The organism is Citromicrobium bathyomarinum (genome assembly GCA_001306305.2).
In the GTDB taxonomy this organism is placed as follows: domain Bacteria; phylum Pseudomonadota; class Alphaproteobacteria; order Sphingomonadales; family Sphingomonadaceae; genus Alteriqipengyuania; species Alteriqipengyuania bathyomarina.
Genome location: CP155577.1, coordinates 1,722,854 through 1,746,563 on the forward strand (window position 1 = coordinate 1,722,854; position 23,710 = coordinate 1,746,563).

The window sequence follows — 23,710 nt, forward strand, 5'->3', positions numbered from 1 at the left end:
CGCGTGCGCTATTCTGATCTTTTACCGCGAAAACTGCTGGGTCAGGCAGATCGCATTCGCCGGAAAACACTCCCGCGCGCATTCTCCCGGCCTCCAGCCAAGCTAACCGCCGCGCTGCCAGAAGTAGGCCGCGATCCGTGCGATCACGGGGTTGCGGACGAACAGCAGGTCGATCACCGACGCATCCTCGTGCGCACCCATCGGCCCCTTGTAGCCGCCATCGCCGAGGCCCCAGTCGATCCGCGCAAAGCCGCGATCCGCAGCGTCCTCGAAATCATGGTAGAGGAGCACGCGGCCGGGGCTGAACTTGTTGAATTGCTGATCGAAATTATTGGCGATGCAATAGCGCGTATCTCCGGCCTCCAGTCCGAAGGTGAAGGCGGCGGGGGTCTCTCCGACCCACAGGATATGACCGCGGATCATGGCGGCGATGATCGGGTCTTGCGCCGCACGCTCCCAATAGCGGCGCAGCTCGGCATCGTGGAACTTGGTGTCGCCGCCGCGGTCGAGTTGCCCGACCCAGGATGCCGCTTCGATGGCGGCAATCGCGTCGCGGGTCGCGGCGGTCCAGTCGCACCCGGTAAACGTCTCCATCCGGACCGGGCCTGTCTTTTCCAACTGACGCACCCGCCAGCGGTCTTTCTGCTTCCCTTTGATCGACGGCCAGGAACCCGATGCGCGCAGGGCCACCAGATCGAGGCAGAACAGCGAGCTTATCTGTCGCTCGAGACAGTGCCATCCGGCTTGGGCTGCGGCTTCCCGCAGCAGCACGAGCGAGGGATCGTCGGCGATCGCCGGGCCGAGGCGCCATGCCGCACCGAGTTCACGCGCGACGGTATGGTCTGCAAGAGCACTCGCGAGCTCTTCGACGCTCGTGGTCGGATCGATCGGTGCGCCACGGAACGGCCAATAGGCGCCGGCGATCTGCGGGATTTTGAGCGGCCCGACAGATTTTGCGACCAGTGGAAGCGCGAGCAGTGGACGGCCCTGGAAGTCGCGCGCGATATGTGTCTGCAGGCTCGGATCGTCGCTCGCTTCAAACCAGCACGCGCGCAGGAATGCGCGGCGCGGGTCGTCTGCCTCGGCCAGCGCATTCACCTCGTCCCGCAGATCGGGTGGAGCGATCGAACTCAGTGCATTCATGCCGGGGCTGCGGGTGGTTTCGGCGGGCCGAACGCCTTGCGATAGGCGCGAAAGCCGACGCACTTGGCGCGGTTGGAGCCCGGCCAGCGCTTTGGCGGGGCGGGGTTCATGCCCGCCTTGCGCAGGATCGCGTTGAAGCACCGCGCACCCGCCTCATCATAGCTCCAGTCCGATCGCCAGGTGATGCTGAGCGAGATCGAACTCTCCGGTCCGTTGCGGACATAATGCGGTGCCATCACCGGCACGAACAGCGCCTCGCCCGGAGCGATCGCGAAATCCGTGCCGCCATCGGCCAGCTCGTCGCGCCAGGTCAGCTCGCGCGGGCCGCCGAGGTGGTAGCTTTCGTGCATCCAGTCCGGCGCGTAGCGGCCGTCGCCTGCGGGGAACTGGGTCATCACCTTGCTGCCGGTGATCTGCAGCAGGATGTTGTGCTCCGGATCGAAATGGTAGGGGGTGACCGCATCGGGGCTGGAGATGAACACGAAGCCCTGCGGGTGCAGCATCGCGCCGGTCTTCGCCTCGATCGCGGGGCGCAGCTCTTCCAGCAGCTCGTGCAGCAGTGCGCGGTAGCCTTCGTCCTGCTCGATATTCTTGACCGCCGCCCAGCTGTTCGCCTCGGCAATCTTGTGGATCGTCTCGGTGATCGAGAGCCCGGTATGGCCCGGCTTTCCGTCGATCCCGATCGGCAGGTCGCCTCGGTTATATTCGATTGAGGACTCGGGCAGACGCCCTGCCAGATCGGCCAGCGCGTCGAGCCCCAGCAGCGGGTGGTCGCGCAGGTTGTGCGACAGGACCAGCGGGGTTTCCGGATAGGCTTTGGCAAAGGCTTCGCGCGAGGATTGCGGAAACACCGCGTCGGTGGCGGGGGTATCGGGCGTAAGGTCGGTCACGGCGTTCATTCAGCACTGCTCCGATGAAAACGGCGGCTCTCGAACGCGATCAGGCTTTTCCCGAGCGTTCGACGGGCCTGGCCGCCGATGGCGAGATTGAGCGCGACCATGCTGCGCTGCCCGCGCCAGAAATGGTCTATCATGGGGTGGTCGGGCGCGGCGCAGCTGTCGCACCAGGCAATGTCCTCGCGCGCCAGCAGGTCGAGGTTTTCCTTCTGCAGCAGCACGCCGGGCGAATAGCGGGCGAAGCGTTCGTCGTAGACGGTCTTGAAGCTGAACGCGCCGGGCGCGGTGAGGAAGGTCGCAAGCATTGCGATCGGGCGACCATCGAGATGCAGCGCGAGCCCTTCGAACCGATCCTGCGCCGCCGCACCCGACAGGCTGTTGCGGAAGAACTGCGCGTGGGCGGGTGAATCGGCCAGTGCGCTGCCCGCTCGGCTTTTCCAGCTCGCCGCTTCGAGCGCGAGGTAATCGTCGGCCCAGCCGGGTACTTGTACGGGATCGGTGGTGCGGACGACCTCGAGCGTGCCGTATTCGGCGAGGCGGCGTTCCTGTCGGCGCAGTTCCTTGCGCTTCTTGGTGGATAGCGACTGGGTGAAATAGTCCGCCGGGCTCAGATCCGAGGCGAGCAGCGCGCGTGCCTCACGCTCGACCACCGAATGGCCGCGATGGGTCTGCGTGGCGAGGGCAGTGAGGGCGTGCACCGGGGCACAGTCTTCGGGCATTCCGGGCAGATGAAGAAAGGCGGCCATGCCCGGCTGGCGGTCTGACCAGCCGAGCAGTGACGACCAGAACACCGTCTCGAACCCTTCCGCGATCAGCGGCACGCCGCAGAACGCATTGGCGTGCAGCCAGAGCGAGAGGTGGGGCAGGGGGCGACCGTAATAGTGGCCCGCACGCCCCAGCGGCGCAAGGCCGACGAGCCGCCCATCGACCCGCAGCTGCGCGAGGACCACGCGCCCCTCTGGATCGAAGGACGCGAGTGAGGGGGTGAGAAACCACCGTTCGAAGAAGGGGTTGGGTTCGCTCGCCGCGGCGGCGAGGGCATCCCACTCGTCATCGGCAGGCATGCAGTCGCGCCAGCGCGCCACCGCGAAGTGCGGCGCGACCTCGCTTGTCCTGTCGCAACAGGTATCAACCGCGTTCACCGCCGTCATCGCGCTTATCGTCTCCTTTCGCACCAGGTCTGAGTCTTACCCTGCCGTTAAGCCTAGGGCGGAAAGGCTGAGAATTGCTTAAGTCCGGCGCACAAAAGCGAAGGCCGCGGCTCCTGCTGAAGGAACCGCGGCCTTGCGAAAATCAGGCAACCTGTCGCTTAGTTCAGCGAAATCAGGGCCGGAGCGGCGTCCCCGTCGGAGGGGATGTAGGCCGGGTTGTACTTCTGCAGCCAGGCATAGGCTTCGTCGATCCACTGCATGTGCACGTCGTCATAGGGCAGGTTGTGGGTGCCCTTTTCCTGCACGATGTAACGGAAATCCTGCCCTTCGACCTTGCCTGCGCGGCGCAGTGCCGAGACGAGGGTTTCAGCCTGTTCCATCGGAATACGGGCGTCGCGCTTGGCGGTGACGATCAGGATCGGTGCCCACTCACCTTCGGCGTTGCGCGCGGGCGAGATACCCTCGGCATCGTCGGAGGTTGCCTGGAAGCCTTCGCTGAACCGGCCGAGGTTCTTGCGATCCCACGCATTCATCAGCGGCATGTCGTACACGCCTGCGCCCGCGACGGCGCACTGCCACACGTCGGCATCGCGCTGGGCCCCGCGCGCCGCTGCAAAGCCGCCGTAGGACCAGCCCATGACGCAGGCACGGTCCGCGTCGATCATGCCCTGCTGGCTAAAATAGGTGACCGCATCGTTGAGGTCGTCCTGCATCCGCTTGCCGTAGCCGCCCGGCTCGCGGCCCATCTTCTCGAACTCCTTGCCGTAGCCGCCCGAGCCGCGATAGTTCGGCTGGATCACGACGTAGCCCTGCTCCGCCAGAGCCTGGTGCCATGCAGCGAAGCCGAAATTGATCGTGTCCTTGACCCCGAACGGGCCACCATGCGGCAGCACGACGACGGGCAGGTTCTTCTGCCCCTCGCGATGACGCGGAGTGGTGATGATCGCTTCGATCCTGGTGCCGTCGCTGGCGGTGTAGGTTTCCGCCCGCATCGGATTGATCGGCGCATCCTTGAGCGCCGAGAACTGCCAGTCCAGCAGGTCCAGCTGTCCGGTCTTGGTGTCGAAGATGTAATATCCGCCGATCCGTTGGAGGCCGCCACCGAAGACGACGACCTTGCCGAGGTCGGTCGAGTAGTCGACGATCTGCGCCTCATCTTTGCCGAACACGCCCTCGAGCGCGGCCTTGACCGCCTTAAGCGTCTCGTCGGTGTAGACGGCGCGCTCCTGCCCGTCTTCGAAGGTGTAGTAACCGAGCACGCGGTTGCCATCGTCGCTTTGGATCACTCCGCTGACGTCACGCTCGGGAACCTCGAAAACCGGTTCGCCAAGATTCATGGTCTCCATGTTCATCCGGTAGACCTTCGTGAACCCAGATTCGCGGCTCGTCACAAAGGCTTCGTCGGTCCCGGGAATGAACACCTGCGGCGCCGGCAGCGATTCGGTGAAGGTTGCATCGGCCTGATTGTAGACCGTGCTGAAGTTATCGCTCTCGCCGGAGCGATAGAGGATCCGCTGACGGCCGGTGTCGCGATCATAATTGTAGCCCGCGCGCACCACGCCCATGCCGTCGGCCTGCCAGTTGGTGACGACCGGGTTGGTCCGCTGGACATACTTGTATTTGCCCGTGTCGACATCGACCTCGACCACTTCGGGCAGGAAATAGCGTTCGGTGCTGCCAGCCGTGCTGTCACGCTGGAGAAGGAACGTGCCGTTCTTGTGGTCGATGTGCAGTATGTTTCCCGCATCGAACCCGGCGTCGCGCCATGCGAGCTGGATAAGTTCGCCGTCCTTCACGTCGTAAGCGATCAGGCGGCGGAAGTCGGCGAGGTTCCCGGCCATGTCTTCGCGGCTGATCACGGTCATCACGATATGCTCGTTGCCGACCCAGCGGAATCCGCGAAGTGTGCGCTCACCCGAATCACGGGCTTCCTCAGCCGCCAGGATCAGCTTCGGCCCCGCAGCGATGTCGTTCAGGTTCAGCGTTACCAGCACCTGCTTCCCGCCGCTGTTGGCGAGATAGGCGAGGCGGGTGCCATCGGGCGAAATTCGTACCGTGCGCATGTTGGCCTGCTTGACGAACTCGCCTGCCGGGATCCGGCCCTCGGCAGTCGCGGGCACCTGCGGCTGGGTGTCTGCGGTCTGCGCCTGCGCCTGAGACGCGAGCGCGGCGGGCATTGCACCGGCTGAGAAAGCGGCCACGGCCATGAAGGCGGCTCCGCGCAGAAGACTGGTCTTGATCATGAGTTTATTGCGTCCCTTCCAAACTCGGATTTGTTCTGTGGAGGAAGGGCATATCCGTTCAGCCGGTCTTGGTAAAAACGTACCGCGATCAATGGCATGATGGCGCAAGGCGATCCAGACGGCCCCCCGACCGTGATGTCAGGTTTAAGAGTTATCGCTTCAATCGCAAGCAAAAACCCCCGCCTGGGCCGTCCCTGCGATGGCAGAGGATCGGTCCGGGCGGGGGCATGTATTTCGCTGTTAAAGCGGTGGGTTAGCTGACCACACCCTGCGCCAGCGCGGCGAGCAGGAGCAGCGCGACGATGTTGGTGATCTTGATCATCGGGTTCACCGCCGGGCCCGCCGTATCCTTGTACGGATCGCCCACGGTATCGCCGGTCACCGCAGCCTTGTGTGCCTCGGAGCCCTTGCCGCCGTGGTTGCCGTCTTCGATGTACTTCTTCGCATTGTCCCACGCGCCGCCTCCGGCGGTCATGGACAGCGCGACGAACAACCCGCCGACGATCACGCCCAGCAGCAGCGCGCCGAGCGCGGCGAAGCCATTTGCTTGCCCTGCGATCAGCGTGATGACGAAGTAGACCACCACCGGTGCCAGCACCGGTAGCAGCGACGGAACGATCATTTCCTTGATCGCTGCACGGGTCACAAGGTCCACCGTGCGCGCGTAGTCGGGCTTCTCGGAGTAATCCATAATGCCCGGCTTCTCCGCGAACTGCTCGCGCACGTCCTTCACCACGTCGCCCGCTGCGCGGCCCACCGCGGTCATGCCCATCGCACCAAACAGGTAGGGCAGCAGCGCGCCCAGCAGCAGGCCGACGATTACGAACGGGTTCTTGAGGCTGAAGTCCACCGTCACGCCGGGGAAGAACTCGGTGAGGTCGGTGGTGTAGGCAGCGAACAGCACCAGCGCGGCGAGGCCTGCCGAACCGATCGCATAGCCCTTGGTCACGGCCTTGGTGGTGTTGCCTACCGCGTCCAGCGCGTCGGTCTTCTCGCGAACGGAGTCGTCCAGCCCGGCCATTTCCGCGATGCCGCCGGCATTGTCCGTCACCGGGCCATAGGCGTCGAGCGCCACGACCATGCCCGCCAGCGCCAGCATCGCAGTCGCCGCGTAGGCGATCCCGATCAGGCCTGCGAGCATGTAGGCAACGATGATGCCCGCGACGATCACCAGCGTGGGCAGCGCGGTCGCTTCGAGCGAGATGGCGAGGCCCTGGATCACGTTGGTCCCGTGGCCCGTTTCGGACGCTTTGGCGATCGAGCGAACCGGGCGGTATTCGGTGCCGGTGTAATACTCCGTGATCCAGATGATCAGGCCGGTGATGACCAGGCCCAGCATCGTGCACCAGAACAGATCCATGCCGGTAAACCCGCCGACGACTTCGGCAGTACCCTCGGTCACCAGAGTGTCACCCAGCGCGACCGTGGCGGTTTCGCTGACGACGCTGGCGCCGATCAGGGCATTCATGTCGCCCAGGGCCCAGGTCATCACGCCGAAGATCGCAGGGATCGAGAGCACGGCGGTGACGATGAAGCCCTTGTACATCGCGCCCATGATGTTCTGTTTGCGGCCCAGCTTCACGAAGTAGGTGCCGATGATCGAGGTGACGATGCACGCCCCGCCGATCAGCAGCGGCAGCGCCATCATCGGTAGCAGCAGGTCGCCGAGGCTGGTCAAGAGCAGCGCGGTCAGCACCATGGTCGCACCCACGGTGACGACGTAGGTCTCGAACAGGTCGGCCGCCATCCCGGCGCAGTCGCCGACATTGTCGCCCACGTTGTCCGCGATCACCGCCGGGTTGCGGGGGTCATCCTCGGGAATGCCCGCTTCGACCTTGCCGACGAGGTCAGCGCCGACATCCGCCGCCTTGGTGAAGATACCGCCACCCAGACGCGCGAAGATCGAGATCAGCGAGGCCCCGAAGGCGAGGCCGACCAGCCCGTCGACCACTTCGCGGCTGTTCGCTTCGAAGCCGAGCGCTCCGGCGAGAAAGTAGAAGAAGCCCGCGATCGCGAGCAGCGCTAGGCCAGCGACCAGCAGCCCCGTGATCGCACCCGCGCGGAAGGCGAGGGTGAGGCCCTGCTGCAACCCGCTTTGCGCGGCGGCTGCGGTGCGTACGTTGGAGCGGACCGAGATGTTCATCCCGATATAGCCCGCCACACCGGAAAGCACCGCGCCGATCACGAAGCCGGTCGCTGCGATCCAGTTGAGGAGAAGAAAGACGAGGATGCCCACGACCACGCCGACAATGGCGATGGTGGTGTATTGCCGGTTCAGATAGGCGCGCGCGCCTTCCTGAATGGCACCTGCGATTTCCTGCATCTTCTCGTTGCCGGCTCCGGCCCCGAGAACCTGTCTGCTTGTGATGATTCCGTACACGACGGCCAGCAGGCCGAGCACGATAGCGACGAGAACGAGTTCCACGCCTTATTTCTCCCCCAAGTTTTTTCCGAATAGCATCCGGTTGCTCACCCTTATCGACGGGCAATTTAAGGAGGCTATGGCTATAGGGGCGTTTCGCGAGGCGCAAGCCCTCGCGTCGTTTCTGCACATTTCCTGCGCTTTCTGCGCAATTTAGTGTCGGTAGCCGAGGCCTTCGGGATCGCTCAGCGCTTTTTCATCGAGCGTGAGCGGAGTGTCGCCGGCCTCGTGAACAAGGCCAATCAGGTTCGCATCTGTTGGCAGAGCGGTATCGGTGGGGGCAGTGAAAAGCAGGGCGTAATCATCGCCCCAGCGCAATGCATCGTCGCGGCGGCTCTCCGGGGCGGCGATCGGCACCGCAGCGCTGTCGATGGAGAGCGTGACCCTGCTTGCCTGCGCCATCCGCCACGCATCCAGCAGCAGACCGTCCGAGACGTCCATCATTGCGGTCACATGGGGTGAGAGGGCGCATCCCTCGGTCAAGAGCGGGGTGGGGCGGGTAAACGGCGTCCGATCCGCCCGACCGGTGCCGATCAACGCCTCGAACCCCATCATTGCCCCGCCAACGCTGCCGCATAGGTATATGCCGTCCCCCGACCTCGCACCGGCGCGCGAGGGTACCGGGGTGTGCGTTGCGCGGCCAATGGCGGTAAGGCTGAATGTGCGGCCATCGCCTCCGGACACGGTGTCGCCGCCCAGCAAGGGGACGTCGAAGGCGTCAAGCGCCGCTCTCATACCGTCCAGAAAGGCGGAATCGTCCGCCCCGAGTGCATAGCCAAGCAAGACGCCAACGGGCAGGGCACCTTTTGCTGCAAGGTCCGACAGGTTTACCGCGACCAGCTTCCACGCGACATCCGTGAGCGATTGCTGCGGCGGCCAGTGGACGCCCTCGACCATCACATCCTTGGTCAGGACCAGGGTTTCACCACCGATCTCGAGCACTGCGGCATCGTCTGTCAGTCCGCGCGCGGCAGGGTGGGCCGCCAACTCGCGGAGACTGTCGATGAAAGCGATTTCGCCCGAACTCATCCTCCGCCGATAGGCGAAGGTGAGGCTTCACGCCAAGGACCGATCAGAGCTTGCGCAATTCATCCGCTGCGGAGCCGGCAATTTTCCGCTCGTCGGACGCACGAGCCCGCTGGAGCCAGTATCGCGCGGCTTCGGGCTGCTTCTCGATATTCAGACCCCGCGCAAGTGCGGTGCCCAAAATGAGCATGGCACGCTCGTCTCCCGCGATCGCCGCTTCCTGGAACCAGCCAAGCGCAGCCGCGGGATCTGCCGTGACGCCGCGACCATTGGCGTACATCCAGCCGATCTCGCGCATGGCGCGCCCGTCACCCTGCTGGGCGAGCGTGATCAGACCCTCGTAAGCGGCGGAGTAGTCCCGTTTTGCCAGCAGCGTAAGCGCGTCCGACAGGGCGCTGTCCTGGGCCCCTCTGGGCTGCGTCGTGTCGCCGGGCCGGATCGGTTGCACCAGATTGCGCTGCGGAGCTTCGGTCGCGTTTGCCGAATAGGTTACGCTCTGCTGGCTCTGGGCCGAGGCAGATGTGGCGAGCAGCGATGCAGCCAGCGTCGACGCGACAGAAAATTTCAACATGGCGAACCTCCAGTGCGATGGAATTTCAAGAGGATCGCCCGAAATCACCAAACAGTCAAGTCGAGGGCCTTACCGCCTTCGCCACCGCATCGAGCACGCCATTGGCGAACTTCGCCTCGCGGTCGTCGAAGAAGGCCTTGGCCACGTCGACATATTCGCTGATCACCGCGCCGGTCGGAATGTCCGCGCGGGCGATCAATTCGTAGGTGCCGCAGCGCAGCACCTGCAGCATCGTCTTGTCGAGCCGCTTGAGGCTCCAGCCTTGCGCCAGCTTCTCGCTCAGCTGGAGGTCGATTTCCTCGCGTCGGGCGTCCACACCGCGCACGATATCGTCGAAGAAGGGCACTTCGGCGTCGGCGTAGGTGTCGCCTTCGATCTCGCGGCCCAGCCGGTGCTGGTGAAATTCGTCGAGCAGCTTGGGCAGCTTCGTGCCCTCCATGTCCTGCTGGTAGAGCGCCTGGACGGCAGCGAGGCGCGCGGCGGAGCGCGCGGTCGAACGGGTGTTGTTTCCGGACATTATTTCAATCGCAATCTGATGGACTGGGCATGGGCCGGCAGGCCTTCGGCCTCGGCAAGGGCGATGGCGGCGGGGCCGACTGCGCCAAGCGCATCGGCATTCGCCTCGATAAAGCTGGTGCGTTTCATGAAGTCGAGCACCGAGAGTCCGCTGGCGAAGCGTGCGCGGCGACCGGTCGGCAGCACGTGGTTGGGCCCGGCGACATAATCGCCGACCGCCTCGGGTACCATCCGGCCGAGGAAAACACTGCCCGCGTGGCGCAGCTTCGCGAACAGCGCCTCGGGATCGTCGACCGCCAGCTCGACATGCTCGGCGGCAATCCGGTTGGCGAGCGGCATGGCATCGTCGAGCGTGGGCACGACGATGATCGCGCCATGCGCATCCCACGCAGCGCGCGCGGTCTTGCCGGTGGCGAGCATTGCGGCCTGCACATCGACCTGGTCTTCTACCTGCGCGGCGAAATCGGCGCTGTCGGTGATGAGGATGCTCTGCGAGCTGGGATCATGCTCGGCCTGGCTGAGCAGGTCGGCGGCGATCCATGCGGGATCGTTCTGATCGTCCGCGATCACCAGAATCTCGCTCGGCCCGGCGATCATGTCGATCCCCACCGTGCCGAAGACCTGCCGCTTGGCCTCCGCTACCCAGGCATTGCCGGGCCCGGTGACCACGTCGACCGCCGCGATCCGATCGGTGCCATAGGCAAGCGCGGCAATCGCCTGCGCCCCGCCGACGCGCCAGATTTCGTCCAGCCCGGCAATATGCGCGGCGGCGAGCACCAGCGGATTGGCTTCGCCCTTGGGCGTGGGCGTGACCGCCACCAGCCGCTCGACCCCCGCAACCCGCGCGGGGATCGCGTTCATCAGAAGCGAGGAAGGATAGGCCGCGCGCCCGCCTGGGACGTAGATCCCTGCCGCATCGACCGGGGTCCAGCGATGGCCCAGCCGCATGCCGACATCGTCGGTATAATCGCGCGGGTTGGGCTTTTGCGCCTCGTGATAGGCGCGGATGCGATCGGCCGCGAGGTTGAGGGCATCGCGAAGCTCGGCGTCCAGATCCTGGTAGGCCTGCTCGCATTTCCACGCGGGAATGCGCCAGTCCTCTTCCGACGAGAGCGTATGCCCGTCGAGCCGGATGGTCAGATCGGACAGCGCGCGGTCGCCATGCGCGCGCACCTTGGCGATGATTTCCGCGACATCGCGGCTGACATCATCGGCGCTCTCGCGACGGGCGTTGACCACCCGGTCGAACCGGTCCGCAAAGTCTGGCGCGGCGGCGTTGAGGATTTCCATCAGGCTGCTGCCTTCTCATTGGCGCGCGCTTCCGCCTCGCGGCGGAAGGTCTCGACCAGCTCGGCAACGCGGGCGTCGGTCTTGAGCGCGGCGCGATTGACGATGAGCCGCGCGGTAATGTCGAGAATGCGCTGCGTCTCCACCAGCCCGTTCTGCTTGAGCGTGCGCCCGGTGGAGACGAGATCGACGATCCGCCCCGCAAGGCCCAGCGACGGGGCAAGCTCCATCGCGCCGTTCAGCTTGACGCATTCGGCCTGCACGCCCGCGCGCTCGTAGAAACGGCGGGTGATGTTGGGATATTTGGTCGCCACTCGCACGTGGCTCGCGCCACCGGTATCCTCGCCATCGACAGCTTGCGCCACCGCGAGGTGGCAATGCCCGATGTCGAGATCGACCGGCGCGTAGAGGTCCGAATAGTCGAACTCCTCGATCACGTCCGATCCGACGATCCCGATCTGCGCCGCGCCATGCGCGACGAAGGTCGCCACGTCGAACGCGCGCACGCGGATCAGGCGCAGGTCATCGCGTGTCGTTGCGAAGCATAGTGCACGGTTGGCCTTGTCGTGAAAGCCCGCCTCGGGCACCACGCCCGCGCGTTCCATCACGGGCAGGGCATCGTCGAGCAGTCGGCCCTTGGGCACGGCGAAAGTGAGGTCGCTCTGCGGCATGGAGCGCCAGATAGGGCGAGCGAGACGAAAGGGCAATTGCGCGCGAGATATGTCAGGCGGCGAAGCGAAATACGAGAAGGTCGATCCACAGGCGAAAGGGTTCGAGGCGGTGCAGCGCGCGTTTGCCAACCAGGTCGCCTATTGCCGCGACAACGGCGCGCCCGTGACGGCGGAAATCTGCGAGGCGCTGCTGGGCCTGCTCGATACGGAGCGGGGCGGGGCGGTGATGCGCCGGGTGCGCAAATGGGCAGGCGCGCCGCTGGCCGACGCGCTGCCGCTCAGAATCGCGGGTGGGCTGCACGCGCTCCATCTTGGCGACGACGACCCTGCGCTTTCGGCAATCTATTTGCGCCAGCGGGTCAGCAATCCGAAGGACGTCGTCGCGGACGCGATCGAGCGGCATGAGGCGTTCCTGATGCCATGGCTCGACGGGCCCCCGCAGACCAACGAGGCGGGGCGTAGCTGGGCCTATGCCGCTGCGATGCTGTGGCTCTCCGACAAGGGGCTTCCGGCGCAATTCGCGCTGAACGAGATCGGGTCGAGCGCCGGGATCAACCTGATGATGCGCCGCTATTTCTTCGATCTGGGCGGGGTGACTGCCGGGCCAGGCGGCGCGCAGATGCGGCTGGTGCCCGAGTGGCGTGGCTCTCCGCCTCCCGACACGGCGTACGACATCGTCGGTGCGCGCGGGTGCGACATCGCGCCGGTCGACCTGACCGATCCGGCGCAGGCGCTGCGGCTCAAGGCTTATATCTGGCCTGAATTTACCGAGCGATTCGCGCGGATGGATGCGGCCATCGCGGCGGCCAATACGATGCCGCCGGAGATCGCGCGGGAGAGCGCGGATATCTTCGTGGAGAAGGTGCTGGCCGAGCGTGCGAAGCCGGGCGTGACCCGCGTGATCATGCACTCGATCGTGTGGCAATACGTGCCCGAGTATCAGCGCGAGAAGGTGACCGAAGCGATCGAGGCAGCCGGCGCAAAGGCCACGCAAGACGCACCGCTTGCGTGGATTTCGCTGGAGGCCAACCGCGACACTCACCGCCACGAACTGTCGGTCCGCTACTGGCCCGATAGTGAAGGGGGCGGTGAGGGATGGCAGCGCCTCGGCGTTGCGCATCCTCACGGTGCCTGGGTCGAGTGGGAGGCGGCCTAGGCCGTCCGCCCCAGAAACGCATCCATCGCCGCGTTGACCTTGGCCGGCGATTCCCAAGGGACGAAGTGGCCACAGCCGGTCACTTTCTCGATCGTCAGATCGTCGATGATCTCGTCCATGCCGACCATGTTGCCCGGTGGCAGCGCGAGGTCGTCCATCGCCCAGATCACCAGCGTGGGGATTGAAAGATTGGGCAGCTGTGGCGGCTGGTAGTCTGCCGGAACCTCGAACGGCGCATCCATCGGCGGCACGATCATCGGACTCGCGCGGTACCAGTTGAGCATACCGAAGGCGGCGTCGCGGTCCTGCCAGTCCTTCAGCAGCGCCTCACGTTCCTCGGCCTCCATCGCGTCGGGCCGATCCCACCGCACCTCTTTCATCAGAATGCCGACAAGCCCGTGCTCGCGCACCAGATCGTCGTTCGCGGTGTCGCGGAAGCCGCGGATATACTGGCTGCTCTCGCGCTGGTTCGGATCGGTGAACAGCAGCTTCTGGAAGATCGCGGGGTGCGGCGCGTTGGCGATGACGCAGCGCGTGACGCGGCCATTCATCTGCCCGCCCAGCGCAACGCCCCAGGCGATCGCGCCGCCCCAGTCGTGGCCGACAATCGTGAATGTCTCGACGCCCAGCGCATCAGCCAGCTGGAAGATATCGCCGACCAGCTTGTCCGGGCTGTAGGCGCTTACCTCCTGCGGTTTTGATGATCCGCAATACCCGCGCTGGTCGGGCGCGATGCAGCGGAAACGGTCTGAAAAATACGGGATCTGGTGGCGCCAGGTCCGGTGGCTTTCGGGAAAGCCGTGAAGGAAGATGAGCGCGGGCGCGTCCTTGGGTCCTTCATCGACCACATCCAGCTCGATTCCGTTGGCGAGCCTTACCCGTGTCTGTTCCATCGTCATCCTTCACCCTCGATCTTGTCCATGTAACCATTGGCGACCATCGCCGCGACCTGATCGAACAGCGCGTCTGGCGTCCGGCGCTGTTCGCCCCAGCTATCTTCCCCGCCGCGCGCAACAATGATTTCACGCTTGCCCGAGGCGACGCCCTCGACGATCCGCCGGGCCGCCTCTTCTGGCGGCATGCCGTTGTCGATAACGCTGTCGCTGCGCCCACGCGCCGATCCATCGGCGCTCAGCGCGTTGCGGCTGACATTGGTCGCGACCGATCCGGGACAGATGACGTGCACTGCAACGCCCGTCTGCGAAAGCTCGGCCCGCAGCGCGTCGGCATAGCCGACCAGGCCATGCTTGGCGGCGCAATAGGCGGTCCGCAGCGGAATACCGATCTTGCCCGCGACGGACGAGACGAACACCAGATGCCCGCTCCCGCGATCGGCAAAGTGCGGCAGGAGTGCCTGCGTGGCGGCGATCTGCGCGGTCAGATCGATATCGATGATGTCGCGATAGACCTGCATCGCGGTCTGCGTCGCGCGGCTGCGCTGCGAGATGCCCGCATTGGCGACGAACAGATCGACCTCGCCGCGCCATTCGATGGCCCGGGAGGTGGCGGCGTGCATCGCATCCTCGTCACGCACGTCGAAGGGCAGCAGCAGCGTTTCGGTCTCGCAGTCCTGCGCCACCTCGGCCAGTCGCGCCTCGTCGCGGCCCGACAGGATCACGTGCATCCCTGCGCCCGACAATGCGCGTGCTAGCGCTGCGCCGATGCCGGAGGATGCACCGGTGATCCAGCCGACCTTGCCGGCGTACACATCGCTCATGATTTTTCCTTCAGGGATAGGTGACCGTTTTGGGCTTGTCGGGCAGGGGAATCCATTCCTGATCGTCGCCGGGCACTTTGGGGAAGCGGCCTTCGCGCCAGTCTTCCTTGGCCTGGTTGATCCGCTCGCGATCCGAACTGACGAAGTTCCAGAACACGTGCCGCTTGGTCGCGAAGCTCTCTCCGCCCAGCAACATCACCCGCGCGCCTTTCTCCGACCTGAGGAGCGGCGCATCTCCGGGTCTAAGGACGACCAGCGTGTAGAGCGGCAGTTCTTCGCCATCGATTCTCGCCTCACCATCGACCATCATCAGCGCCCGCTCGTCCGCCGGAGTTTCGATGGGCAATTGCCCACCGGGGGCGAGCACGATCTCGGCATAGATCGTGTCGGCATAGGTCGTGGTGGAGGCGCGTTCGCCCCAGAGGTCGCCCATGATGACGATCGCGCGCGCGCCCGCATCCTCGATCACCGGCAGGTCCTCGACCGCCTCGAATGCGGGGTCGATCTCCTCGCGGCCGTCGGGCAGGGCGAGCCAGGTCTGCATCCCGAACATGCGCGGGCCGCCCTTGCGCTCGCTCGGCGGCGAACGTTCGGAATGGACGATACCGCTGCCTGCGGTCATGAGGTTAACCGTCCCGGGGCGGATGGTGGAGAAGGTGCCGATGCTGTCGCGATGGTCGATCGCGCCCTCGAACAGCCAGGTCACCGTGGCGAGGTTGATATGCGGATGCGGGCGCACGTCCATCCCGCCGCCCGGCGGCAGATGCGCCGGGCCGAACTCGTCGACGAAGATGAAGGGGCCGACCATCCGGCGCTGCTTGGATGGCAGCGCGCGCCGCACCTCGAAATCGCCGAGGTCGTGATTGGTCGGGGTGATGGTCGCTTCGATGGGGCCGCCGATCATGCTGCGTCGAGCTCCGGATAGTGGCGGAAGATGCCGTCCTCATTGAACGCCAGCCGGCGCTCGGATGCAAGATAGTCCTTGATGCCATCCAGCTCGGCCACCGCGTCGTGGCAGGCGATCAGTTTCGGATAGTCGCCCTCGATCGCCTTCATGCGCTTGGGAAACGCATAGCGCAGGCCCTCGATCAGCTGGAACAGCGAGGTGTCGACATGGCTCCATCTGTCGCCGAGCACGAAGGGGCCTTTGTGGGCGCCGAGCGCGTCTTCGAAATAGCGGAAGAACTTCGGCATCCGCTTTTCACGGAAATCCTCCGCCACGCGGCCGGCCGCTTCCTTCTGGTCTTCGTAATAGAGCGCATCGGCAATCGGGTGGTGCACGTCGTGCGCTTCGGCGGTGATGTCGGTGACGGTCAGCTGGAGCATGATCAGCTCCAGATTCCCGCGTTCGTCCTGTGCGTCGAAACCGTGCCGCTCGGCCAGCCAGGTCACGATATGCGCGACCTGGGCGATGCAGACATCGTCGTGGACGAGATAGGGCGGGGCAAAGGGGCGGATGCCACTGCGCTGGTCCATATCCTCGACCAGAGCATCGACCCCGTCCTCCCGAGCCCTGTCACGATAGGCCACGCCCGCTGCCTCCAGCGCGACACGCACGAATTCGCCGCGGCCCGGGGCGCCGGTCCAGTACCAAAGATCATAAGTCATCGCGCTCATCCCGGATGGCTCGGCGCGGTGGCCTTGATCGCCAGCGCGTGGACCCGGTCGCCGGGAATATCGCCCAGCGCGGCGTTGACCATCCGCTGGCGTTCGAGCCGCGATTTGTCGACGAAAGCCGGTGCCTCGATCAGAATCGTGAAATGCGATTCACCGGTGCCGTCGTCGCCCGTGTGGCCGCGGTGCTTTGCGCTGTCGTTGAGAATCTCCAGCTGGGTAGGCGAGAACGCCTCGCGCAGCAGCTGTTCCATCTCTTCAGCTACGGATTGTGCCATTTTGTCGTTCGATCCCTTTGCAATTTTGCTCTGCGCTGCCCATCCTAAAGCGCTATGCGACAGACCCGGTTCCATGGCCGCCACGAGGCGCAAGGCAGGCTTTGTGCCCACCCGACATGCGAAGAGCCGGGCGAGTTTCGCGCACCCGGCGCCTATGGCAACAGCTTCGACGGGCCGGGCCAGTGGCGCTGGTTCTGCCTCGATCACATACGCGAGTTCAATGCCGGGTACGACTGGTTCGAAGGGATGAGCGCGGAAGAAATCCTGCGCGCGCAATCGCCGTCCGCCGGCTGGCAGACCGAGACGCCTGCATTTCGCGCAAGCGGTCCGGTCGACGGGATGCCGCGCTGGGGCGAGTTCGACGATCCGCTCGATGCGATCTCCGCCCGTGCAGGCGGGATCAAGAGCCGCGCCCGGCGCGAGGCCGAAATGGCGATGGACGGGCGCTTCTCGAAGGAGGAGGCGAAGGCGCTTGAGGTGCTGGGCCTCGGTATCGAGGCCGATCGCAAGCGGTTGCGCCAGCGCTATTCCGAACTCGTCCGCCGCTACCATCCCGACCGCAACGGCGGCGACCGGACTCACGAAACGCGGCTGAGGCGGGTGGTGGAGGCCTATCAGCTGCTGAGGAAAAGCGCGGCGATCGCCTAGTCCTGGGGGCCGCGCTCGGCGATCAGCTCTTCGTCGATCGTGTCCGCTATTCGGTACGCGACGCGTTGTTTGACGCGCTCTGCATAGGCCACGAAGGTGTCGCGTCTGGGCAGCGTGTCGAAATCGACGCCCCAGACGACCTGCGCGCCGACATAGATATCCGCTGCGGTGAACCGCTCGCCGCACACATAGTCGCGGCCTGCCAGCATTGCTTCCAGCGCATCGACCGCAAGCTCGAAGCTGCCGAACCCGAGCATGCGCCGGGCTTGCGGATCATCGCTCGACCATCCCATCCGCTGGGAGATGCTCGCCTGCTCCAGCGGCCCGGCGACGAAAAACAGGTAACGGAAATAGTCCGCTTTCTCGTGGGCTTCGGGCAGCAGCCCGGCCTCCGGGTGCATCTCGGCCAGATAGTGGCAGATCGCGGCGCACTCGGTGACCACGTGGTCGTGGCCAGCATAGTGGTGAACCAGCGTGGGTACCTTGGCCATCGGATTGGCTTTCAGGAATGCCGCAGCCTTGCTCTCGCGCGGGCCGTATTCGACAATCACCTGATCGTAGCGCGCATCCACCTCGTGCAGCGCCCAGCGGGCAATCCGCCCCCGGCTCATCGGATTGGTGTAGAGCGTGTAATCAGCCACGAAATCTCTCCGCAGTTCGGTCGCTTTCGAAGACGGCTATGCCAGCTACTGCCGCATCGCCCAGCGCAGGGTTCTGCCCAGTGCGCGGGTGGTCGCACGCGCGGGCAGAGCGGTGAGGCCGGGGCGGTGCAGCCCCAGCATCGAACGGGCGAAGGGCGGCAGCAGCATCACCGCCTCCGCCGCAATCGCCTGCTGCAACGCCGCCGGAAAGCCCTGCGGGCGAATCGCGAGGACGAACTGCGCGATCTCGCGCGCTTCCTTCGAGGTGGTCAGTTCCTGCCGGAACTCGCGCATGATTGCCTCCGCCTCGGCGACACTGGTTGGCACCGGATCGGCGTGGAGCGCGCGACCGATCACCGCCATTTGCGCGTAATACTCGTCCTGATCGGCACGCGGCATGTCGGGCCGGGCGTGCCGCAGGTATCCTTGCAGGAAGCTGGAGGCTTCCGCGATGTGGACCCAGGCGAGCGTGCGCGGGTCGCCCGCGGAATAGGGCGTGCCATCGGGCAGCGTGCCCGTGATCTTGCGATGGATCTGGTTGACCCGTGCAATCGCCTCTTGCGCGCGGTCGCGATGGCCGAAGGTCGTCACGGAGATGAACTGCGCGGTGCGGTGGAATCGCCCCTGCGCATCCTCGCGAAAGTTCGAATAGTCGAGCACGCCTTGCAACGCGGCGGGGTGCAGCATCTGCAGGAACAGCCCGCGAATGCCGCCGATCATCATCCCCATCACATCCGCGTGGACCATCCGGATCGGCGAATCTTTCGCGAACAGCGCATCGTCCGACGGCGGATCGCGGGTTTCTGGCACCTTGCCCTGGTTGAACGCCGCGCGCACCTGCTGGACAATCGCATTGCGAAGCGCATCGAGCGGATCGGGGCGGGGTGTTGCCATCTCGTCGCAGACTATACCGCGTGACCGGGGATTGGAAATCCATCGCGCAAAGCCCGCTTGCTAGGCCCGCGCAACACCTCTAGGTCCGCGGGTGATGAGCGACGACAAGACCTTCAATCCGACCGAAAGCACCATCCTCGCCGCGACCGACACCACGGTCGACGTGCGCGAGACCTTCGGAATCGACATTGACTGGCAGGTGCCTGCCTTCAGCAAGGCGGACGACCGTGTGCCCGATCTGGACGAGACCTATGTCTTCGATCCGGACACGACGATGGCGATCCTCGCAGGCTTCGCGTTCAACCGCCGCGTGATGGTGCAGGGCTATCACGGCACCGGCAAATCGACCCATATTGAACAGGTCGCCGCGCGGCTGAACTGGCCGTGCGTGCGCATCAACCTCGATGCGCATATCAGCCGTATCGACCTGGTCGGGCGCGACGCGATCGTGCTGCGCGATGGCCTACAGGTCACCGAATTTCGCGAAGGCCTGCTGCCGTGGGCGCTGCAGCACCCGGTCGCACTGGTATTCGACGAGTATGACGCGGGCCGTCCCGACGTGATGTTCGTGATCCAGCGCGTGCTGGAGGCGGAGGGCAAGCTGACCCTGCTCGACCAGAACCGCGTCATCCGTCCGAACCCGGGTTTCCGCCTGTTCGCGACCGCGAACACGGTCGGTCTGGGCGATACCAGCGGGCTGTATCACGGTACGCAGCAGATCAACCAAGGCCAGATGGACCGCTGGAACGTGGTCGTGGGCCTCAACTACCTGCCCGCCGAGACCGAGCAGACCATCGTCTCCGCCAAGGTGCCGGAGATGGAGAAGAAAACCATCGCCGACATGGTCAAGGTGGCCGATCTCAGCCGTCAGGGCTTCATGAACGGCGATATCTCCACCGTGATGAGCCCGCGTACGGTCATCACCTGGGCGCAGAACACCGCGATCTTCAAGGATATCGGCTTCGCCTTCCGGGTGAGCTTCCTCAACAAGTGCGACGAGGCTGAGCGGATGCTGGTGGCGGAATACTACCAGCGCGTGTTCGGCACGGACCTGCCGGAAAGCGTCGTCGCGCAATAGCCGCGCGGCGCTGCCGGGCTGGGGCCTGCCGCCTCAGTCCGCGTCGGCCTCGTCCAGATAGCGGGCCTTGATCGCCTTCCACTTCGGCTCGTCGCGGTCGTTGCGGATCATGATCGCCTCGACCTCGTCGAATTCCTCCAGCCCCAGCGCGTCGGCCACGCTGATCGGGAAATAGATGCTTTCGTCGGTGTCGCAACGCACGCCGTAGGCGCCCTGGTTTTCGTTGCTGGTGGTAATGATGCAGGCCGATTTGGCTGCCATTATCGTAGTTCCCTTTTGGTAGATTGGTAGCTTCGTAACCGGCGGAAATTAGCCCAGCGTGGCGGAGTGGGCAAGCAGCGTGCATGCGCACCCGCACGCATCGTCTGGTGTGGTTCATGTGGTTCTTGTATTCAGGCGCACATGGCATCACCGCGAGGGACATGGCGCGACGACGAGGAGGATGAGGCCGGGCCTGTCGGGCACACCGGCTATTACTCCCTGTCCGAAAGCATGATCGACGATCCGTGGGAGGAAGACGACCCTGATTTCGCCGACGAGCGCCCGCGCGGACCTGGCCTGTGGCCCGCGCTGTGGGATCGCGGGATCGATATCCTTACCGCGCACAGCACGCGGTTCTGGGCGATCCGGGGTGCGGCGGCGTTCCTGTTCCTGCTGATCCTGATCGTCGTCTGGCTCGCGATCACGGCCCCGCTGTCCAAGTCTCTCGAACCGATCGCCCCGCCGCAGATCACGCTGCTGGCGGCGGACGGCACACCGATCGCGCGCAATGGCGCTGTGTATGACGAGCCTGTCGAGGTCGACCGCCTGCCCGATCACGTGGTGGAAGCTTTCCTCGCGACCGAGGATCGCCGGTTCTACGATCACTGGGGCGTCGATCCGCGCGGCCTTGCACGCGCGACGATCAACAACTGGACGGGTGGCCCCACGCAAGGGGGCAGCACGATCACGCAGCAGCTGGCCAAGTTTACCTTCCTGACGCCCGAACAATCGCTGAGCCGTAAGGCGCGCGAAATGCTGATCGCGTTCTGGCTCGAAACCTGGCTGACCAAGGACGAGATCCTCGAGCGCTATCTCTCCAACGCCTATTTCGGCGACAACACATACGGCCTGCGCGCGGCGAGCCTGCACTATTTCTACCGCCAGCCGGAAAAGTTGAAGCCCGATCAGGCGGCGATGCTGGCCGGTCTGCTGAAGGCACCGTCGGCCTACGCGCCCTCGCAGCATTACCAGCGCGCGGTCGAGCGGATGGGCGCGGTCAAGGCGAGCCTGGTCTCCGCCGGTTACATCACGCAGGAAGAGGCGGACGCGATGCGCCCGCCGCCGCTCGACATGCGGCTGACCAACGACCTGCCTACGGGCACCTACTTCGCCGACTGGGCGCTGCCCGAGGCGCGCGACCGTGCATCGCCGGGCTATGCGCAGCAATCGCTCACCACCACGCTCGACGCGCGGCTGCAGAACATTGCGCGCGATGTGATCGCCGGAGCCGGACTTGGGAATGCGCAGGCCGCGCTGGTCGCGATGCGTCCCAATGGGGAAGTGGTCGCGATGATCGGCGGGACCGACTATTCGCAAAGCGCCTTCAACCGCGCGACCATGGCCACGCGCCAGCCGGGCTCCACCTTCAAGACCTTCGTCTATCTCGCCGCGCTGCAGGAAGGCTACGAGCCGGATGATCCGATCGCCAACCGGCCCTTCACGCAAGGAAGCTATCGCCCGGAAAACTATGACGATCGCTATTCAGACTTCCTCACGCTGGAGCAGGCCTTCGCTCGGTCGAGCAATGTCGCCACCGTGCGCCTGTTCAATGAGGTCGGCAGCGATCGGGTGATCGGCCTTGCCCGCGACCTCGGCATCAACAGCCCGATCGCGCGCGGCGACCCGAGCGTGGCGCTGGGCACCGCGGGCATGTCTCTGATGGAGCTGACCGCCGCCTACGCCGGGATCGCTGGCAATTCCTACCCCGTCCGCCCGACAGCATTCGTGCGTGAACCGGTCGGCCTGTGGGACCGGATCTTCAACGCGCCGCGCAGCATGTCGGCCTCCACCCACCGCGAAATCGAGCAATTGCTCCGCACCGCGATCAACAGCGGGACGGGGCGGGCGGCGCAGCTGCCGGGGCCCAACTTCGGCAAGACGGGCACCACCCAGAACAACCGCGATGCGCTGTTCGTCGGCTATGCAGGCGATCTGGTGGTGGGCGTGTGGATCGGCAACGACGACAACACCCCGCTCAAGGGAATCAGCGGTGGCGGGCTGCCGGCGCGCATCTGGAAGGCATTCATGCGGCGGGCGCAGGGCAGCGGCGATGCCGCACCCGCGCGTCGGCGCAGCCCCAACGCCCCGGTTCAGCCGCTCGACGTGCCCGATGCGCGCGACATTCCGACCTCGATCGAAGAGGATGGGGTGGAGATCACCACCGACGAAAGCGGGATCACCATTCGCGAGGCACCGCCGATCGACGCGCCGACCGATGCGCCGCGGCCTGCGCCGGAGATTGCGCCTTTGCGTGAGGAGGAACCGGCACCGGCGAACTGATCGCTCCGTCGGTCTGCCTCAGTCGGCGTCGGGTTCGCTCCGGGCGATCATCACGTTCATCACCGCGCTTGCCCGCGGTCGGTCGCGCTCTTCCTGCCATGCCTCGACGGTCACGTTCGCACTCCGGCGGCCGAGCTTGGTGATCCGCGCCTTGGCGAACAGCGGTTCCTTCTTCGCTGCGGCGAGGAACTGCACGGTGATGTTGATCGGCTTGAGCTGGGCATGCTCGCCGCGCTCGTGCAGCGCCAGCCGCAGTAGCGCGTAGGCCGCGGTTTCCATCAGCCCGCTGGTCGCGCCTCCGTGGAAATGGCCGGGACGCCCTTCGATCGCGTCGATGCCGGAAACACACAGCACCGGCACGCCGTCTTCGAAGCCGGAGACTTCGATGCCGAGCGAGCGGGCATAGTGCGACAGAAGGTCGATCTCGGGTTCGCCGGTCTCAGTCATTCTTCGCCCCCGCCGGATTGAAATCGCCGATGGTCATGTAAACCGCCGCCATCGTCGCCACCGGATCGTCAGGATCGCCGTCATGCGCGATCCCGCGCACGAAGGCGGCAGAGCGCGTGGTGCGGTAACATTCGCACCGCGCAATCACATCCGCCCGCTCGCCCGCCGGGCGCTGGTAGTCGACCCGCATGTCGAGCGTTGCGATCGGCACGAACCGCTGGGCGCGGGTCCAGATCGCGATGCCGCCACCCATGTCGAGCATCGAGAAGATCGGGCCTGAGGCGATCACGCGACGCACATCGTCGCCCATCAGCTCCTCGCGCCATGGCAGCCTGATTTCGGTCCAGTCCTCTCCGTGGCCGAGATAGGTCAGGCCAAGCCAGCCAGGGTGCCCGCCCGCAAACAGGAAGGGCGCGGCTTTTTCCGGGTCGAACAGGTTCGACGGATCGCGGTGGGGGGCCTCTTTCTCCATGCCCGGTCATCTGTCCGGAGATGGCGGCGATGACAATGTTTTAATTCGCCTGGGCCGGGGCTTCGCGGGAACGGTGGCGCTGCACGGCGGGGGAGCCGTGCGTTGTTTCAGGGAGCAAACATCTATGAACTTGCCCAAGCTTTCGCTCGACAGCCTGCCAGGCCTGATCGATGCGCCTGGCCTGATCGGGAGCCTGTCCGATCTGGCCAGCGCGACGACCGACGACCGGGTCGTGATCCTGATGGTTTACCTCTACGAAACTTTCCCCCCCGAAGTGCCCACCGGCCTGTTCTGAGGC

Annotated in this window: 25 protein-coding genes; 5 read left to right on the top strand and 20 right to left on the bottom strand. The window is 65.3% G+C overall.

The window, feature by feature from the left end:
* Nucleotides 1-102 precede the first annotated feature (102 nt).
* From VO57_008510 to hisG, 10 genes are all read right to left on the bottom strand, one after another.
* On the bottom strand, nucleotides 103-1,143 hold the full coding sequence (locus tag VO57_008510) for a GNAT family N-acetyltransferase (GenBank protein XBL68187.1): 1,041 nt from the start codon (nucleotides 1,141-1,143) through the stop codon (nucleotides 103-105).
* Nucleotides 1,140-2,042, bottom strand: coding sequence for a cupin-like domain-containing protein (locus VO57_008515; protein XBL68188.1), 903 nt, complete (start codon nucleotides 2,040-2,042; stop codon nucleotides 1,140-1,142). The genes VO57_008510 and VO57_008515 overlap by 4 nt, the downstream gene beginning before the upstream one ends.
* Nucleotides 2,039-3,190, bottom strand: a complete 1,152-nt coding sequence (locus VO57_008520) for a GNAT family N-acetyltransferase (protein XBL68189.1) — start codon at nucleotides 3,188-3,190, stop codon at nucleotides 2,039-2,041. Before VO57_008520 ends, VO57_008515 begins: the two co-directional genes overlap by 4 nt.
* Before the next feature lie 158 nt (nucleotides 3,191-3,348).
* The gene (locus VO57_008525; protein ID XBL68190.1) at nucleotides 3,349-5,433 is read right to left on the bottom strand and encodes an alpha/beta fold hydrolase; all 2,085 of its coding nucleotides are present in this window, start codon (nucleotides 5,431-5,433) and stop codon (nucleotides 3,349-3,351) included.
* Between the two features lie 253 nt (nucleotides 5,434-5,686).
* A complete protein-coding gene (locus VO57_008530; GenBank protein ID XBL68191.1) occupies nucleotides 5,687-7,858 on the bottom strand; it encodes a sodium-translocating pyrophosphatase in 2,172 nt (723 codons plus the stop codon).
* Nucleotides 7,859-8,008: 150 nt separating this feature from the next.
* Nucleotides 8,009-8,884, bottom strand: coding sequence for a thiamine-phosphate kinase (gene thiL / locus VO57_008535; protein XBL68192.1), 876 nt, complete (start codon nucleotides 8,882-8,884; stop codon nucleotides 8,009-8,011).
* A 43-nt stretch (nucleotides 8,885-8,927) separates the two neighbouring features.
* Nucleotides 8,928-9,452, bottom strand: coding sequence for a tetratricopeptide repeat protein (locus VO57_008540; protein ID XBL68193.1), 525 nt, complete (start codon nucleotides 9,450-9,452; stop codon nucleotides 8,928-8,930).
* Between the two features lie 55 nt (nucleotides 9,453-9,507).
* Nucleotides 9,508-9,969, bottom strand: a complete 462-nt coding sequence (nusB, locus tag VO57_008545) for a transcription antitermination factor NusB (GenBank protein XBL68194.1) — start codon at nucleotides 9,967-9,969, stop codon at nucleotides 9,508-9,510.
* Complete coding sequence (gene hisD, locus VO57_008550; protein XBL68195.1) at nucleotides 9,969-11,258, bottom strand: histidinol dehydrogenase; 1,290 nt, start codon at nucleotides 11,256-11,258, stop codon at nucleotides 9,969-9,971. The genes nusB and hisD overlap by 1 nt, the downstream gene beginning before the upstream one ends.
* Nucleotides 11,258-11,926 carry an ATP phosphoribosyltransferase gene (gene hisG / locus VO57_008555; protein XBL68196.1) on the bottom strand — a complete coding sequence of 223 codons (669 nt, stop codon included), beginning with the start codon at nucleotides 11,924-11,926 and terminating at the stop codon, nucleotides 11,258-11,260. The genes hisD and hisG overlap by 1 nt, the downstream gene beginning before the upstream one ends.
* 49 nt (nucleotides 11,927-11,975) lie before the next feature.
* Between hisG and VO57_008560 the strand changes: the two genes are divergently transcribed.
* Complete coding sequence (locus VO57_008560) at nucleotides 11,976-13,082, top strand: DUF2332 domain-containing protein (protein XBL68197.1); 1,107 nt, start codon at nucleotides 11,976-11,978, stop codon at nucleotides 13,080-13,082.
* On the opposite strand, the gene VO57_008565 is transcribed toward VO57_008560, so the two are convergent.
* From VO57_008565 to VO57_008585, 5 genes are read right to left on the bottom strand one after another with little or no spacing between them, the layout of a single operon-like run.
* Entirely contained in the window at nucleotides 13,079-13,981 is a 903-nt protein-coding gene (locus VO57_008565; GenBank protein ID XBL68198.1) for an alpha/beta hydrolase, read from the bottom strand. The two genes, VO57_008560 and VO57_008565, sit on opposite strands and share 4 nt — an antisense overlap.
* Nucleotides 13,978-14,799 carry an SDR family NAD(P)-dependent oxidoreductase gene (locus VO57_008570; GenBank protein ID XBL68199.1) on the bottom strand — a complete coding sequence of 274 codons (822 nt, stop codon included), beginning with the start codon at nucleotides 14,797-14,799 and terminating at the stop codon, nucleotides 13,978-13,980. The genes VO57_008565 and VO57_008570 overlap by 4 nt, the downstream gene beginning before the upstream one ends.
* 10 nt (nucleotides 14,800-14,809) lie before the next feature.
* Nucleotides 14,810-15,703, bottom strand: coding sequence for a pirin family protein (locus VO57_008575; protein ID XBL68200.1), 894 nt, complete (start codon nucleotides 15,701-15,703; stop codon nucleotides 14,810-14,812).
* The gene (locus tag VO57_008580) at nucleotides 15,700-16,407 is read right to left on the bottom strand and encodes a glutathione S-transferase (protein ID XBL68201.1); all 708 of its coding nucleotides are present in this window, start codon (nucleotides 16,405-16,407) and stop codon (nucleotides 15,700-15,702) included. Before VO57_008580 ends, VO57_008575 begins: the two co-directional genes overlap by 4 nt.
* Nucleotides 16,408-16,412: 5 nt before the next feature.
* Nucleotides 16,413-16,691: a BolA family protein gene (locus VO57_008585; protein XBL68202.1), complete on the bottom strand. Its 279-nt coding sequence runs from the start codon at nucleotides 16,689-16,691 to the stop codon at nucleotides 16,413-16,415.
* 54 nt (nucleotides 16,692-16,745) lie between these two features.
* Between VO57_008585 and VO57_008590 the strand changes: the two genes are divergently transcribed.
* The gene (locus VO57_008590) at nucleotides 16,746-17,339 is read left to right on the top strand and encodes a J domain-containing protein (protein ID XBL68203.1); all 594 of its coding nucleotides are present in this window, start codon (nucleotides 16,746-16,748) and stop codon (nucleotides 17,337-17,339) included.
* On the opposite strand, the gene VO57_008595 is transcribed toward VO57_008590, so the two are convergent.
* The gene (locus VO57_008595) at nucleotides 17,336-17,980 is read right to left on the bottom strand and encodes a glutathione S-transferase family protein (GenBank protein XBL68204.1); all 645 of its coding nucleotides are present in this window, start codon (nucleotides 17,978-17,980) and stop codon (nucleotides 17,336-17,338) included. The two genes, VO57_008590 and VO57_008595, sit on opposite strands and share 4 nt — an antisense overlap.
* Nucleotides 17,981-18,025: 45 nt before the next feature.
* Nucleotides 18,026-18,874, bottom strand: coding sequence for an oxygenase MpaB family protein (locus VO57_008600; protein ID XBL68205.1), 849 nt, complete (start codon nucleotides 18,872-18,874; stop codon nucleotides 18,026-18,028).
* 94 nt (nucleotides 18,875-18,968) lie between these two features.
* Here VO57_008600 and cobS point away from each other — a divergent pair, with 94 nt between their 5' ends.
* Complete coding sequence (gene cobS / locus VO57_008605) at nucleotides 18,969-19,952, top strand: cobaltochelatase subunit CobS (protein XBL68206.1); 984 nt, start codon at nucleotides 18,969-18,971, stop codon at nucleotides 19,950-19,952.
* 33 nt (nucleotides 19,953-19,985) lie between these two features.
* On the opposite strand, the gene VO57_008610 is transcribed toward cobS, so the two are convergent.
* Nucleotides 19,986-20,213: a hypothetical protein gene (locus VO57_008610; protein XBL68207.1), complete on the bottom strand. Its 228-nt coding sequence runs from the start codon at nucleotides 20,211-20,213 to the stop codon at nucleotides 19,986-19,988.
* Between the two features lie 141 nt (nucleotides 20,214-20,354).
* Here VO57_008610 and VO57_008615 point away from each other — a divergent pair, with 141 nt between their 5' ends.
* On the top strand, nucleotides 20,355-22,493 hold the full coding sequence (locus tag VO57_008615; protein XBL68208.1) for a transglycosylase domain-containing protein: 2,139 nt from the start codon (nucleotides 20,355-20,357) through the stop codon (nucleotides 22,491-22,493).
* Between the two features lie 18 nt (nucleotides 22,494-22,511).
* Here VO57_008615 and VO57_008620 read toward each other — a convergent pair whose 3' ends face one another.
* Both VO57_008620 and VO57_008625 read right to left on the bottom strand, forming a co-directional pair.
* On the bottom strand, nucleotides 22,512-22,940 hold the full coding sequence (locus VO57_008620) for a PaaI family thioesterase (protein ID XBL68209.1): 429 nt from the start codon (nucleotides 22,938-22,940) through the stop codon (nucleotides 22,512-22,514).
* Complete coding sequence (locus VO57_008625) at nucleotides 22,933-23,412, bottom strand: PaaI family thioesterase (GenBank protein ID XBL68210.1); 480 nt, start codon at nucleotides 23,410-23,412, stop codon at nucleotides 22,933-22,935. The genes VO57_008620 and VO57_008625 overlap by 8 nt, the downstream gene beginning before the upstream one ends.
* A 124-nt stretch (nucleotides 23,413-23,536) precedes the next feature.
* Here VO57_008625 and VO57_008630 point away from each other — a divergent pair, with 124 nt between their 5' ends.
* Nucleotides 23,537-23,707 (top strand): hypothetical protein, encoded by a 171-nt coding sequence (locus VO57_008630; protein ID XBL68211.1) that lies wholly within the window; start codon nucleotides 23,537-23,539, stop codon nucleotides 23,705-23,707.
* The last annotated feature ends 3 nt before the right edge of the window (nucleotides 23,708-23,710 follow it).